This window comes from Psychromonas marina (assembly GCF_030161115.1).
Taxonomy (GTDB): domain Bacteria; phylum Pseudomonadota; class Gammaproteobacteria; order Enterobacterales; family Psychromonadaceae; genus Psychromonas; species Psychromonas marina.
This window is the reverse complement of the sequence record NZ_BSPQ01000025.1, coordinates 1-15,254: the sequence shown is the minus strand read 5'-3', so window position 1 is coordinate 15,254 and position 15,254 is coordinate 1. Positions and strand designations below refer to the sequence as shown.

Genomic DNA, 15,254 nt, shown 5'->3' with positions numbered 1-15,254 from the left:
TAAAAGGCGTGATTAAATCACGCCTTTTTTGTTTCTGATTATTAGCCTATATAGATATAAACCTAAAACACTTCACTACAAATATAAACCTAAATCAACCTCATCTATTTGCTCCGCAGATAAATACTGTTTTGCATAATCCAAGTACACCCCAGAGGTTAAAAATAGTTTAAACAGTTCAGGATCGATGTGATCTTCTTTTACCATAAAGCTCATGATGGTAATTGCTTGGCTTAGTGTCTTTTGCTCTTTATAAGGTCGATCAGAAGCAGTAAGCGCCTCAAATATATCGGCTATCACCATCATTCTTGCTGTCAAAGGAAGCTCTGAAGCTACTATTTTACGCGGATAACCGGTACCATCCATTTTTTCGTGATGACCGCCCGCAATAGTGGGAATGTCTTGCAGGTGCTCTGGAAATGGAAGTTGCGATAACATAACAATGGTATGCACCATATGACCATTAATAATGAATCGGTCCTCGGGCGTTAATGTGCCACGTTTTATCGATAGGTTATAAAGCTCACCACGATTGAAGCGATATTCTGGTGTGTCCATTCTAAAGCCCCATTTATTACCTGGTTCCGTCAGCTCTGCATTATCACTTTTAACGAGGTGTTCACTTTTATCGGATAATAGGTATTCTTGAGCAGGCAGTGTACTCTCCGCTATTTTTTCAACTTGATGAGGTGCTAGTCCTATTTTGTTGTTGAGTGTTCTTGTCCAAGTGCGGTTAGCGATAGTTTGTAATCGTACCACTTTATCCGTAGACATAAATTCACTGCCAAGATTACACTGTGCAACAAATTCAAACTCTTCATCAAGCAGAGCAAGTCGTTTGTCTCGTTGTGCTAGCAGTTGTTCTTTATTGCCATTTTCAGCCAAACCTTTCCAGTAGGTTTTTTGTGCTTCACTCTTTAATAGTTCAAAGCGCATTCTTATTTCATTGAGACGATCATAAATTGTTTCCAATTTAGTCGCTTTATCCACTACATATTCAGGTGTAATGATTTTGCCACAATCATGTAACCAAGCAGCGATATGTAACTCTTCCCATTGCTCTTCATTTAAGTTAAATGAGTGATAGGCACCTTGATCTTCACAAGCCGCGCGAGATAGCATCTTAGTTAGCTCGGGGACGCGTGCACAATGCCCACCGGTATAAGGTGATTTACTATCGATTGCACCAGCGATAAGCAGAATAAAACTTTCTAATAGCTGTTTTTGATCTGCAAGTAGTTGTTGACTCTGAATGGATAAAGCTGAAAAACTTGCAATAGCCTGTGCATATTTTAACTTTCCTTTGTTCAATGGCTTTATTTGTGATTCTAATACCGCGATCAAGCCTATATTGGTGCCGGATCTATTTTTCATTGTGACTAATTGCCAGCCAAGTGAAAGTGTTTGATCTATCCAACCATTAAGTATCTGGGTAATTTCATCAGGAATAATATGAGTTTGCGCATCCTTTTGTAATTTTTCGCAGGATAGCGAAAGTGTCTCAAGTTGCTTTTTAAGTTGCATATTTTCTGAATCATTAAGATTATTTAAAGAACAATGTTGTATTTGGCACTGTTCTTTTTGGTTCAGGATAATAATAGTGCCCTGACAATTAGGGATATTATTGCACTCATTGCTAATTTTACTAAGCAACTGTTTGGTGCTTTGTTTACTCACCAGTGATGCAGACAAATTTTGAAAGTGAGATATAGTATCTTTCATACTATTGGTAACAGAGATAAGATCGGCAATCTCCTTGATCGGCGTTTTTGTTGTTATCTTTTCAGTAAAATCAAAGTTTTTAATTTTTTGAAGATCTTTTGTTAAGCCACTAATTGGCGCCGTTAATAATCGTGCAAAATACCAAGCGATGGGCAATGTCGCTAAAATAATAAGCAGTGTGATCAATACGCTTTGAAAGCGTAAGCTATAAGCATCGGATAATAATTCTTTTGTTTTAACTAGTTGTAATAGCATTAAATTATTATAGGAGGAGATGTTGTCTATTTTAGCTAACCAGTCTTCGCCATTGAAAGAGAACAGGATGCTTTCTTGTTGCCCTTGGTAATGCTCAAAAACATAATTTAATTCCGGAAGGTGGATATCTGAAAGAGACTTGAAGGTATCAAATTTCCCCTGCTTTGATAGTAGTAGATCAGTATTTTGATAAGCGATCACTTTTTCTTGTTGGTCAACAACAATACGCTGGCTACTCGGGTAAGCACGAAACTCCTGAAGTAATTTTGATAATGTATCAAGTGTATAATCTGCCCCAATAACTGCACCGGTACTTTTATCTTCTATGGCTAATGTTACCCCAAATTCCTGACTTGCATGGAATAGATAGGCTTCAGTAATGGTGTAGGTATTACTGTTTTTAGCATTGCTATACCAAGGGCGTTGCTTAATTTGTAAGTTATATTTAGGGTCTTCAACCACCTTTAGTAAATAACCTTCGGAATTATAAAACTGATGGGTAGTTTGCTCTGACTGGCGTAATGTCATCATAAAGTAGCTAGTGAGAGGGGCATTATATTTTTTTAAAATGACTGTTGAATTAAGTTTACGGTAAAGAAAAAAATCATCATTTGGATAGGCGACAAAGAGTGCTGATAAACTTGGCGTACCGATTAGCATTTCAGATAATACCGGTAATGACGCTATCTTCCCTTCTTTACTCGTTTGTTCTGTTAAATTTGAGGCGTTAACAATTTCTAGCATGGTATAAATATGTTCACTTTCTTTGTGAATTTTATTTACAACCTCCTTACTGGAGTTGCTAAGTAATACTTTTCCGGAATTTATCATGTTTTTGCTGAGCTGAGAATAACTATACCAACCAAGTGAAATACCTGAGATTGTAATTAAGATGGTGAAGAGTGAGATAATATGAAGCTGTAAACTAAATTTCTTTTTGGAGGAAGACCGCATGACTACTCCTTTATGGTGACTTTTATTTTACATTGTTTTGTGTTGTTTTATTCTAGTCCTATAAATGAAAAAAAACCGCACAAGTGCGGTTTATGAGTAAATTTAAGTTGTTTATTGTGATTTAGCGAGTGCCAAAGACCACAATTGTTTTACCGTGTGCAGATATAAGACCTTGTTCTTCAAGCATCTTAAGGATTCGGCCAACCGTTTCGCGTGAACAGCCCACAATTTGACCAATCTCTTGGCGTGTGATTTTGATTTGCATACCATCAGGGTGCGTCATCGCATCTGGTTGCTTAGCAAGATCAAGTAGCGTGTTTGCAATGCGGCCTGTTACGTCTAAAAATGCTAAGTTACCCACTTTTTGACTTGTGATTTGCAAGCGATTTGCCATCTGGTTTGATAGGCGCATTAAAATTTCAGGGTTTACAGTGATTAACTGTTGGAATTTTTTATATGAAATTTCAGCGACTTCACATGGTGATTTCGCTTTAACAGAAGCACTACGTATCGGGTCTTCTGATTTGTCAAATAGACCTAGCTCACCTAAGAAATCACCTTGATTTAGGTAAGATAAAATCATCTCCTTGCCTTCTTCATCCTTGATAACAACCGCGACAGAACCTTTCACAATGAAGTATAAAGTATCAGCTTTTTCACCAGCATGGATTAGCATGCTTTTTGCTGGGTATTTATGAGTATGACAATGTGATAAAAACCATTCTAATGTCGGATCGGTTTGTGGCTTAGTGATGATCATGTTACTTCCTTAATATATTGAATAGCTAAATGGCTATCTCTCGTTGTTATTCTTTCAACAGGAGCAAAATGACAGTACTGTCATTAAATAAGTACATTGATTGTATCTCTTTTTACGTGCCGTCGATAACATTTATCCGGCGATGTTCACTGAGAAATTAGACCTTTGTCAAAAAGCAAGAAAATTTAAAAGGTGAAATGATTGTTTTAATCTAAATATATTATATTTTATAAATTAAATTTCACCGATTGGTTTGGATTACAAGCAATTACCCCTGTGTTTGTGCATCAAATTGTTGTTTGTTGATCAGTGTTACACTTTCTGTATGCTCGGAATATAGGATAAGTACATTGCCCGCCTTGACCTGTTCTAGGACTTTTTGGCTTTTACTCTCAAGTGATATTTCTGCCTCTCCGTAATCTGTCCCTTCACGTAGGATAAAAGATTCTATTAAACTGTATAGCGTTTCACTATCAAGAGACTGGTATGGAATAAGCATTTATTGACAACTTAAGTAGGAAAAAATATGAGTCTATTAGATGATTTATTAAAAAACAATGTGCAATGGGCAATTCAAATTAATAAAGAAGACCCAGGTTTTTTTACGCGCTTAGCTAATCAGCAGTCTCCCGAGTATTTGTGGATTGGTTGTTCTGATAGTCGCGTACCTGCTAATCAATTATTAGGTCTTCTTCCCGGTGATGTATTTGTACATCGTAATATTGCTAACCTTGTTATTCATACTGATCTCAACTGCATGTCGGCCATAAAATATGCCGTTGATGTGTTAAAGGTGAAACATATCATTGTCACAGGGCATTACGATTGTGGTGGTATCAAAGCTGCAATGCTAAAACAGTCCTTTGGTCAGATTGATGGTTGGTTACGTAATATTAAAGATATCTATGTTCAGTACAGTGCTCATTTTACTAAGCAGATGAGCGAGCAGCAGCGGTTGAATTATTTGACCGAGTTAAATGTAATTGAACAGGCAAAAAATGTGTGTCATACCACTAGTGTTCAAGAAGCGTGGGCGAGAGGCCAAGCATTGACTGTGCATGGTTTGATCTATTCAGTGAAAGATGGTTTATTAAAAGACCTAAAAATTAGTTTTGATAATTTAGACAGTATTAACGAGGTGTATCATATTCGTTAGTCGTGCTCTTATCTTTGTCGTTTGTTAAGTTACCTTTTTTTGTTTATATAAAGGTTCATATTTTGAACTGCTTGGTGTTTATTAATATAGAAGGGGTTACAATTAAAACTGACTTATATTTAATTTTTAAAAGGGAATTTCTATGAAAAAGCTATTAATCGCATCATTAATTATTGCTCTGCCAAGTTTTGCATTTGCTGCCGGTGATGCCGCCGCTGGTAAAGCTAAATCGACCATTTGTGCAACCTGTCATGGAGCTGAGGGGATTGCTATTGCACCTATCTATCCTAACTTAAAAGGACAAAAAGCCCCTTATTTAGTCAGTTCTTTAAAGGCTTATAAATCAGGACAGCGCAAAGGAGGCATGTCAGCAATTATGGTGCCACAGGCTATGACCCTTTCTGATGCAGATATGGCAGATTTGGCCGCTTACTACTCAGAAATGAAATAATATTAAAAACTGGCTATAAATTTTTCGGTTTTCAATCGCTTTCTGTGAGTACAAAAAAAGAGGTGAATATTCTTATATTCACCTCTTTTTATATGCCTAGTAAACTAGCTTCTAACTGCTAATTACTATTATTTATTATAGGTCGTCTGCATTAGCTGCAAGGTATTTTGCAACACCCGCTGGTGACGCATCCATGCCTGCTTTATCTTTTGCCCATTGTGCAGGACAAACTTCACCGTGTTCTTCATGGAACTGTAGTGCATCAACCATACGTAACATTTCATCAACGTTACGACCTAATGGAAGATCATTAACGACTTGATGACGTACAACACCATTTTTATCAATTAAGAAAGAACCACGTAGTGCAACGCCAGCTTCTTCAAATTCAACGCCGTATGCTTTACAAATTTCATGTTTAACATCAGCAATTAGTGGGTATTGAACTGCACCGATGCCGCCATCGTTGATTGCTGTATTACGCCATGCGTTATGAGAAAATTGAGAGTCAATTGAGATGCCAATTACTTCAACGCCACGTGCTTGGAATTCACCAAAACGTTTGTCGAATGCGATTAATTCAGAAGGGCATACAAAGGTGAAATCAAGCGGGTAGAAAAAGATAACCGCTTCTTTACCTTTAGTAAATTCAGCAAAGTTAAAGTTATCTACGATTTCGCCATTGCCCAGTACTGCTGCAGAAGTAAAATCAGGTGCTTGTTTTGTTACTAATACCATGAGAATTTCCTTTTTTATTAGATAAAATGTTAACAATCAATATTATGCAGGGTAAACAACCCCATTAAGTAACAACAATGCAGGAAATGATAGCAATAATCGAATTGTTTATTTCAATTGCATTGATAGTCGTTGCCTATGGGTTTTGTTGGTATTCATAAAGAGGTAATTAATAATGCCCCTTTATGTGTTAGCTCTTCTTAAATTGTGGTTATGGGTTACGGCCAAATTTAGAGAAGTCTGGCTTGCGCTTTTCATTATAAGCGTTACGGCCTTCTTGACCCTCTTCACTCATGTAAAATAACATTGTTGCATTACCCGCTAATTCTTGTAGGCCTGCTTGTCCATCACAATCCGCATTTAATGCCGCTTTTAAGCAGCGCAGTGCCATTGGACTATTTTGTAAAATTTCACGACACCATTTTACTGTCTCTTTTTCTAAATCAGCAAGAGGTACGACGGTGTTAACTAATCCCATATCAATAGCTTCTTGCGCATCATACATGCGACATAGGAACCAGATTTCACGTGCTTTCTTTTGACCAACAATGCGCGCCATATAGCTAGCACCCCAACCTCCGTCAAAAGAACCCACTTTAGGCCCTGTTTGACCAAATTTTGCATTATCGGCCGCAATAGTTAAATCACACATCATATGTAAAACATGACCACCGCCAACCGCATAACCTGCTACCATCGCGATCACTGGCTTTGGGCAAGTACGTATTTGACGTTGAAAATCTAATACATTGAGATGATGCCCGCCACCAATTTCATCCTTATAGCCTGAGTCACCACGAATACTTTGGTCACCACCAGAGCAAAAGGCAAGATCGCCTTCACCGGTTAAAATAATCACGCCAATAGAGTCGTCATAGCGTGCGTCACTCATCGCCTGCATCATCTCATTGACTGTTTGTGGACGAAATGCATTTCGAACTTGTGGGCGATTGATGGTGATTTTGGCAATACCATCCGCTTTTACATAGTTGATGTCACTGAATGTTAACTCGCTGTTTAACCATGTGATAGGAGCGTAAAAATCTGTCATAAATAAAGGACTCTATTGTGTTGTTTAAGTTATTGCACCGCGTATAGATACAAGATATTACTGGTGTTATTTTAACTGTTGGCGAATAAATTGTGCAAACTGTTGCACATTTTCTTGGTGAATATTATGTCCTGCTTTTTCAAATTCGGTAACATTAATATTTTTTAAGCCACAGAGCTGATCTGCAACGCCTCTGAATTTTTTATCTTTAGCACCAACGCAGTAAGAGATGGGTAATGTCGTTTGTTGTAAATAAGGCATTGCATATATCTGCTTACCTAAGCTTGTGGATAACAACATGTTTGCTAATGGCACACCATAATTATGTGCGCGTTTGTTAATGAACATCTCTTTCTTTCTGTCGCTGAGATCGCTAAATATCTCTTGTTCATACCATTCAGATAGGGCTTCTATAACTCCCTCTGTTGCAAAAGTTTTTGCCCAGCTATGGTCATCCATCAAACGACGTTCTTTAGCGTATTGATCTGCTAATCCAATATGGCTTGATTCTAATATTAAGGCAGTTAAGCGAGGATCGCTTTGTGAACGAGCATAATCAAGAGCAAGTCGACCTCCGAGAGAGTAACCGACGATTACGTATTGCGTTACATTAAGCTCATTAAGCATATTTTGCAGCAATCGATGGAAGTGATTAAATCCATCGGTTAGCGACCCTTCAATGGCAACAGAGCCTCCGTGTCCGGGCAAGTCAATTGCGATGCAATGAAAATCTTCCTTGAGTAAAGCGATGGTTTCATTCCAATCGTTACTGCTGCCTAAAAAACCATGTAAAAAAACCAGGGTAGGTTTCTTGGCACAGCCTTGTTGTTGTTTATAAAGTGGCATCTTGAATCTGCTCCTTTAATTGCTCAAGTTGAGTGGCGCTTTGTTGGTTGGGCAGCGTTATTTCGATTAGGGAGTGCTTGCCTTGTAAGCATTTAGTATAAATATCTTTAAAATCAACTTCTTGATTTGGGTTGTAATAATCAATGCCAAACTGCTCGCAGCTTGCTTTAAAGTTTAGACCGTGTGGCAACTGATAAAAGTTTTTTTTCTGTTCTTCTGGCACGGGTAGCAAATTAAAAATAGCACCACCATCATTATTAATCAGCACAATGATAAATGGGGTTGCAAGCTGTTTTAGTAAAGAGAGTGAATTTAAATCATATAAAAAAGAGCTGTCACCAATTAATAGTGTGGTTACTTTACTGCTTTTTTTGGCAACGCCAATAGCACTTGCCAGCAAACCGTCTATCCCACTTGCCCCTCGATTAGTAAAGATTGGAGATTGGCATTCGCTCATTAGCATATCGGCAAAACGAATTGGCATACTATTACCAATAAACAGCGGAGCATTTTTTATTAATAGTGTATCAAGTTGCTTAATGACACTCATTTCACTATAAGGTTGGTTGTTAATAAACGGCTTAATTATCTGTTTGGATAAATGATCATGAGCTTGTTGTAATGAGCTATGCCAATTTTCATTGGCTTTTGTTGGCATAACCTGTTGCGCGGTTATCCACTGTGTTGCTGTGCAGATAAAACGTTTATCAAGCTGATGGTCGGGGTCGATACGTGTTGTACCTTGGTTGACCAAGTGTGATTCACCCTCAAAGTTGGCGATAAATGTTGCTAAACGCTTACTGATTATCTGCTCACCAAATTGAATAATGATATCAGCTTGTTGTAATAGTTTTTTAAAATCATCATTAATCAACAGCAGGTCATAATAGCTGAGATTATTACTCACACCGCTTTGGGAGGATTGGATATCCGTGAGTAGGGCGATGTTATTGTTTTTACAAAATAGGGTAATCGCTCGAGCCTGATCAATACTCTGCATTTTAGCGATAACAACAAGGATCTTTTTACCACTTAGATTGCTACACTCAGGAACTGTATAACCTTGGCTGTTAATATATTGGGTAAAGGTAATATTATTCTCTCGCCAATTTTGCAAGCCACTTAAATAGTCAAAATAATCTAGAGTCTCACCATTAGGGTAGAGTGGTTCAGCGAAGGCGATATTAAAATGAATAGGGCCTGGTTGGTTATGTTGTTGGTTTAAACCATGATCAATCGTCGTTAACAGGTAGTTCGCTTTAATCTCTGTCGTTGGTTGTACTATCTGGGTGAAAAAAACCGGGTAGTTAGCAAAAATACGATGTTGTTCAATCGCTTGATTTGCTCCACAGTTAAGTAGTTCGGCGGGTCTATCGGCGGAGATGATAATTAAAGGAATACTGCTCTGCCTTGCTTCAATCACTGCTGGATATAGGTTAGCAACCGCAGTGCCCGAGGTAGTAACAATGACCACTGGTTTTTGACTCGCTTGGCTTAACCCTATAGCTAAAAAACCTAACCCGCGCTCATCAAAATGTATGTGAGTGTTTGCTTCGGCGTGATTGGCTATCGCTAGTGTTAATGGCGTTGAGCGAGAACCGGGTGCAATGCAGAACTCTGTAATTCCATGGCGTATTAACTCTTCAATGAAAATTGAAGCCCATAGCTGATTAATATTGCTATGGGTGGATGGGAATATTGTTTGATTTTTCATTACAGAGCAGCCTGTGGCGTAATAATATTCAAAATGGTGTGTATTTTATTGTCTAATTCTTGCCATTCTTGTTCAGCAATAGAGCCGGTCACAATCCCCGCACCAGCAAATAACTTTATTCGATTACTCTCAATTAAAGCGCTACGAATAGCGACACTGAAATCACTCTTTTGTTCACTAATATAACCGACTGCACCGGCATACCATCCTCGCAAGTAGGGCTCATTGTCATTGATAAATTGTAATGCGGGTAATTTAGGACTGCCACCCACTGCGGGGGTTGGGTGTAACTTATAAAGTAGTTCGGCATCGCTGGTTTGGGCATTTAGTTGTGCTTGAATAGGTACGCATAAGTGCTGCACATTGTGAAGTTGCATTACATGCGGTTCAGAGCAGGATACTTGCGCTTTTAAACGTTTTAAATTGGCGATAATAAACTCTTGAACTAAATAGTTTTCTCTATCAATTTTTTTATCAGTTAATAAACTTTGTAATAATAGTTTATCTTCACGCTCATTTCTGCCGCGATTGACGGTGCCAGCTAGCGCTTCCGTTTGAAGCCTATTCTCTTCACGGCTAAATAATCGTTCTGGCGAGCAGCCTATAAAAGCAGTCTCTTTGCAAAATTGAAAGCTAAAATGAAAACTACTTGGGTTAGCAAGTTGCCATTGCCCTAGCAGGTCACAATGATTAACGCTTTCTTCACAGCATAATTCCGTTTGGCGTGAGAGCACTACCTTTGGCAAGAGCGCTTTATACTCTATTGATAAGTCGACTAATTCCGCCCATTGTTTTTTATCGGGTAGATCTGTGCGGGTTAATGTATTGACGGATAATCTTTCTAGTGCGAGTGGATAGTGCAGTTTTGTGACTATTTCAATCGTTTCATCGATGCTGAATTGGCCGTTAAAGTGGCAGGTTAATGTGAGTTGATTGTTCTCTTCAATAAACTCTAATGCTGGTCGGATAAAACGTATTTCAGGAAAGTTAGGCCACTGCTCTCCCTGTTGTTGGAAAGCTAGTCCACCATAATATCGGGCTTCACCGACAGCTTCTGGAATAGTGTTAATATCTTCAATAGCCCCCAAGCAAGCAATGGTTTGCTGTTGCTCTTTATCTTGCCAGTAGATAGCGGGAAAAATCGCTGTTTGTGCTTTTACTAGGGTTAGTAATGGAAATTTATCAAGTGAGATAGTTAGATTGTTGTCAGGGGTTTCTCCCTGTACATTTTTAAATTGTTGTAATTCTTTGCAGATTTTTTCAATCATTGCATTAAAATCGCTCTTGGCTATTTATATAGTTTCGATTTTGTTAATGTAGCCTGAAATTAACCCTGCCACAATATAGATGTTGGATAATTCGATGAAGAACCTTTCCGTTTGGTTAACTGCCTTACGTTTACGTACGTTACCGCTTGCAACTGCTTCGATTATTGTCGCTGCAGGTATCGCTACCCATGAGCAAATTTTTAACGTCAAAATTTTTTTATTATCGTTAATAACAGCGTTGTTATTACAGATTCTTTCTAACTTGGCGAATGATTATGGCGATGCCATGACAGGTGCCGATGATGAAAATAGGATCGGACCTTTGCGTGCAATGCAAACCGGTGCGATTACACAAAAAGAAATGAAGTTTGCCATTATATTTATCACACTATTGACGTTGTGTAGCGGTATTGGGTTGTTAACGGTTGCACTCGAGGGGGATCTTTTTAGCTGGATACTTTTCTTAGGGTTAGGTGCAATAGCGATTATTGCTGCCATTACTTATACCATGGGTAAAGTCCCCTATGGCTACCGTGCGATGGGAGATCTTGCTGTCTTTGTTTTTTTTGGCTTACTAGGGGTGATCGGTAGTTTCTATTTATATGGGCTAAGCGCGAACTGGTCTTTGCTGTTACCTGCTTCTAGTATTGGCATGTTATCTGCTTCTGTATTAAATATTAATAATATACGCGATGTGGAAAATGATACTAAATATAATAAGACGACATTAGTCGTCATCTTCGGTCGCGATGTGGCATTTAAATATCATGTCGCACTAATTACTTGTGCAGCCTTGTTTGCGAGTTTTTATTTGGCTAGTTTAGAAGGCTCCGAGACATGGCAATATGTTTTCTTATTAGCGATGAGCCCATTAATAAAAAGTACTTTGGCGCTCAAAGCTGCGATTGATGAAAACCTGCAATCGGGTGATGTATTTAATGAGCAGTTGAAAAATACTGCGATTAGCACCTTCGTATTTGCGATGTTATTTACATTGGTTTTAATTGCGTAATAAAAATTGTCCTTCATTCATAACAGGACTAATCTTTACTGCTTCGCCCTGAAAATTTGTCGTTTTTGCTAAATTTAAGCAAATTAGCGGTGAAAAAAACAACATATTTTCGGTTTTTTGCAAATTCTGTGTTCTGTTTAACAACAAGCTTAGGTATAATGCGCGCGGAATATTGACAACGATTTTTTACTAAACAGAGTATAAAAAATGACAGATTTATCAAAATACAGAAATATTGGTATTTTCGCGCACGTTGATGCGGGTAAAACCACGACTACAGAACGTATCCTAAAACTTACTGGCCAGATCCACAAAACTGGTGAAGTACATGACGGCGAATCTACAACTGACTTCATGGAACAGGAAGCTGAGCGCGGTATTACTATCCAGTCTGCTGCTGTAACTTGTTTCTGGGACAATCACCGTTTTAACGTTATCGATACTCCTGGACACGTTGACTTCACAGTTGAAGTATATCGTTCTCTTAAAGTACTTGATGGCGGCATCGGTGTATTCTGTGGTTCTGGTGGTGTTGAACCACAATCAGAAACTAACTGGCGTTATGCGAATGACTCAGAAGTTGCACGTATTATCTTCGTAAACAAATTAGACCGTATGGGTGCTGATTTCTACCGCGTTGTTAAGCAAACTCAAGACGTACTAGGTGCTAACCCACTAGTAATGGTTCTACCAATCGGTATCGAAGACGATTTCGTTGGTGTTGTTGATCTACTTACTCGTAAAGCATTTATTTGGGATGACACTGGTCTTCCAGAAAACTACACAGTTGAAGATGTTCCTGCGGACATGGTTGACAAAGTAGAAGAATACCGTGAAATGTTACTTGAAGAAGCTTTAGGTCAAGATGATGAGCTACTTGAAGCTTACCTTGAAGGCGAAGAGCCATCTTTAGCTGACATTAAGCGTTGTATCCGTGCTGGTACTCGTACAATGGACTTCTTCCCGACTTACTGTGGTTCTGCATTCAAAAACAAGGGTGTTCAAAACATTCTTGATGCTGTTGTTGATTACCTACCTTGTCCTACAGATGTTGATCCACAACCTCTTACAGATGAAGAAGGCGAGCCTAACGGTAAATTCGCACTTGTTGACGCTTCAGAAACATTTAAAGCACTAGCATTTAAAATTACAGATGACCGTTTTGGTTCATTAACTTTCGTACGTATCTACTCTGGTACGCTTAAGAAAGGCGATACCATCATGAACGCTGCTACAGGTAAAACTGAGCGTGTTGGTCGTATGTGTGAAATGCAAGCTGATGATCGTAACGAACTTCAATCTGCACAAGCGGGTGATATCATCGCTATCGTTGGTATGAAGACTAACGTTCAAACTGGTCACACACTATGTGATCCAAAAGACCCGATCATTCTAGAAGCAATGGTTTTCCCTAACCCAGTAATCTCTATCTCTGTTACACCAAAAGATAAAGGTTCTACTGAGAAAATGGGTATTGCTATCGGTAAAATGGTTGCAGAAGATCCTACGTTTAAAGTTGAAACTGACCAAGATTCAGGCGAAACAATCCTGTCTGGTATGGGTGAGCTTCACTTAGACATTAAAGTAGACATTCTTAAGCGTACTTACGGCGTTGACCTAGTAGTTGGTGAACCTCAAGTTGCTTACCGTGAAACTATCACGGCAGAAGTTGAAGATTCTTACACGCATAAGAAACAATCTGGTGGTTCTGGTCAATTCGGTAAAATCGATTACCGTATCAAGCCTGGCGAACCTGGTTCAGGCTTCACTTTCAACTCTATCGTTGTTGGTGGTAATGTACCAAAAGAGTTCTTCCCAGCTATCGAGAAAGGCTTTAAAGGCATGATGGATACTGGTGTACTTGCTGGTTTCCCTGTACTTGACGTTGAAATCGAACTTTATGATGGTGGCTTCCACGCCGTGGATTCATCTGCAGTAGCATTTGAATTAGCAGCACGTGGTGCATTCCGTCAGTCTATCCCTAAAGCAGGCGCACAACTTCTTGAGCCTATGATGGCTGTAGACGTATTTACGCCTGATGATCACGTTGGTGATGTAATCGGTGACCTTAGTCGTCGTCGTGGCATGATCGCTGGTCAAGAGCCTGGTGCTTCTGGTGTTCGTATTAAAGCTGACGTTCCACTTTCAGAAATGTTTGGTTACATCGGTTCACTACGTACAATGACTTCAGGCCGTGGTCAGTTCTCTATGGAGTTCAAAAACTACATGCCTTGTCCTTCATCAGTTGCTGATGCAGTGATCGAGAAAGTTAAAGAAGAAAAAGCAGCTGCTAAGAAATAATTTTTCTTAACTAGCTAGTCAATTCTTTTAAAGCCCTAACAACGAAAGTTGTTAGGGCTTTTTTGTGCCTGAAACAAAAAATGTTTGGGCATTAAATTCAGTTCACTACGTACAATGACTTCAGGCCGTGGTCAGTTCTCTATGGAGTTCAAAAAATAAATGCCTTGTCCTTCATCAGTTGCTGATGCAGTGATCGAGAAAGTTAAAGAAGAAAAAGCAGCTGCTAAGAAATAATTTTTCTTAATTAGCTAGTTAATTCTTTTAAAGCCCTAACAACGAAAGTTGTTAGGGCTTTTTTTATGCTTCAAATTTTTAAATGCTGGGCTGTACAACTCCGTTCACTACACGCCTTATCTCTTTTAGAAGCTGAAGTTATGATCTAGAAAATTACAATTGAGCAGATCAGCAGCGAATGAATTACCTTAGTTAAATGATTTTTATCCAGTATTCTAATATTAGGCAGCGAAAGGTAATAGTTTGTTTCAGCATTACGGTTTAAAAAAATGTTAAGGAGTCTAGCGTTTGGCTGAACGGAATAATTGAAATACATATAATAAAGTGAATATAGTTAGAAATTACTATTTAAATTGGCAGAGATTTAATAAATATTACGATGTAAAGAATTTATACTCAATCTAACTAATTAACTTAGTTAGATTGAGTATATTTAAGTAGTTTATTGCCCATTGCGTAACAATTATTAATAGATATAACGTTATTAAAGAAGTGCAGCTCACGAATAGCGCTTCTATTGCTTGAACTTTTACCTGTTTTTTAACTGAAAAGGCTATAAAAAGAGTGAAATTTATACATTGTGTTGCCTATTTGAGCACTTAAACATTTTATTGAAATAATCACCAATAAAGACTTGCCAATGTTGTTTCAATCCCTATAATACGCCGCACAGACAAGGACTGAGGCGCAAGCCACTAACCTAGTCGGAACCAACAAACTCCTAGAGTTTGAGTCGAAAATCTTAGTTAAAATAAGGTGTTGACAAGGTTCACAGGTAGCGTATTATACGCA

12 protein-coding genes are annotated in these 15,254 nt (G+C 38.5%); 4 read left to right on the top strand and 8 right to left on the bottom strand.

The features are described 5' to 3' along the window. Positions 1-75: 75 nt before the first annotated feature. From QQK09_RS17900 to QQK09_RS17890, 3 genes are all read right to left on the bottom strand, one after another. Positions 76-2,931: an HD domain-containing phosphohydrolase gene (locus QQK09_RS17900; RefSeq protein WP_284205548.1), complete on the bottom strand. Its 2,856-nt coding sequence runs from the start codon at positions 2,929-2,931 to the stop codon at positions 76-78. A 121-nt stretch (positions 2,932-3,052) separates the two neighbouring features. Next, positions 3,053-3,691 (bottom strand): cAMP-activated global transcriptional regulator CRP, encoded by a 639-nt coding sequence (gene crp / locus QQK09_RS17895; RefSeq protein ID WP_101108503.1) that lies wholly within the window; start codon positions 3,689-3,691, stop codon positions 3,053-3,055. 268 nt (positions 3,692-3,959) lie between these two features. Further along, positions 3,960-4,190: a YheU family protein gene (locus QQK09_RS17890; RefSeq protein ID WP_284205547.1), complete on the bottom strand. Its 231-nt coding sequence runs from the start codon at positions 4,188-4,190 to the stop codon at positions 3,960-3,962. Positions 4,191-4,217: 27 nt separating this feature from the next. Between QQK09_RS17890 and can the strand changes: the two genes are divergently transcribed. Both can and QQK09_RS17880 read left to right on the top strand, forming a co-directional pair. Then, the gene (can, locus tag QQK09_RS17885) at positions 4,218-4,847 is read left to right on the top strand and encodes a carbonate dehydratase (RefSeq protein WP_284205546.1); all 630 of its coding nucleotides are present in this window, start codon (positions 4,218-4,220) and stop codon (positions 4,845-4,847) included. Between the two features lie 142 nt (positions 4,848-4,989). Beyond that, positions 4,990-5,298, top strand: a complete 309-nt coding sequence (locus QQK09_RS17880) for a c-type cytochrome (protein WP_284205545.1) — start codon at positions 4,990-4,992, stop codon at positions 5,296-5,298. Between the two features lie 135 nt (positions 5,299-5,433). Here the strand turns inward: QQK09_RS17880 and QQK09_RS17875 are convergent, their stop codons facing one another. The 5 genes from QQK09_RS17875 to QQK09_RS17855 form a co-directional block, all read right to left on the bottom strand. Next, entirely contained in the window at positions 5,434-6,036 is a 603-nt protein-coding gene (locus tag QQK09_RS17875) for a peroxiredoxin C (RefSeq protein WP_284205544.1), read from the bottom strand. A gap of 211 nt (positions 6,037-6,247) precedes the next feature. Further along, the gene (menB, locus tag QQK09_RS17870; RefSeq protein WP_284205543.1) at positions 6,248-7,087 is read right to left on the bottom strand and encodes a 1,4-dihydroxy-2-naphthoyl-CoA synthase; all 840 of its coding nucleotides are present in this window, start codon (positions 7,085-7,087) and stop codon (positions 6,248-6,250) included. A 66-nt stretch (positions 7,088-7,153) separates the two neighbouring features. Continuing rightward, entirely contained in the window at positions 7,154-7,933 is a 780-nt protein-coding gene (gene menH, locus QQK09_RS17865; RefSeq protein WP_284205542.1) for a 2-succinyl-6-hydroxy-2,4-cyclohexadiene-1-carboxylate synthase, read from the bottom strand. Beyond that, entirely contained in the window at positions 7,920-9,647 is a 1,728-nt protein-coding gene (menD, locus tag QQK09_RS17860) for a 2-succinyl-5-enolpyruvyl-6-hydroxy-3-cyclohexene-1-carboxylic-acid synthase (protein WP_284205541.1), read from the bottom strand. Before menD ends, menH begins: the two co-directional genes overlap by 14 nt. Continuing rightward, entirely contained in the window at positions 9,647-10,915 is a 1,269-nt protein-coding gene (locus QQK09_RS17855) for an isochorismate synthase (RefSeq protein ID WP_284205540.1), read from the bottom strand. The genes menD and QQK09_RS17855 overlap by 1 nt, the downstream gene beginning before the upstream one ends. A 94-nt stretch (positions 10,916-11,009) precedes the next feature. On the opposite strand from QQK09_RS17855, the gene menA reads away from it, so the two are divergent. Further along, positions 11,010-11,927: a 1,4-dihydroxy-2-naphthoate octaprenyltransferase gene (menA, locus tag QQK09_RS17850; protein WP_284205539.1), complete on the top strand. Its 918-nt coding sequence runs from the start codon at positions 11,010-11,012 to the stop codon at positions 11,925-11,927. A 207-nt stretch (positions 11,928-12,134) separates the two neighbouring features. Beyond that, positions 12,135-14,228 (top strand): elongation factor G, encoded by a 2,094-nt coding sequence (gene fusA, locus QQK09_RS17845; protein WP_284205538.1) that lies wholly within the window; start codon positions 12,135-12,137, stop codon positions 14,226-14,228. Positions 14,229-15,254 lie beyond the last annotated feature (1,026 nt).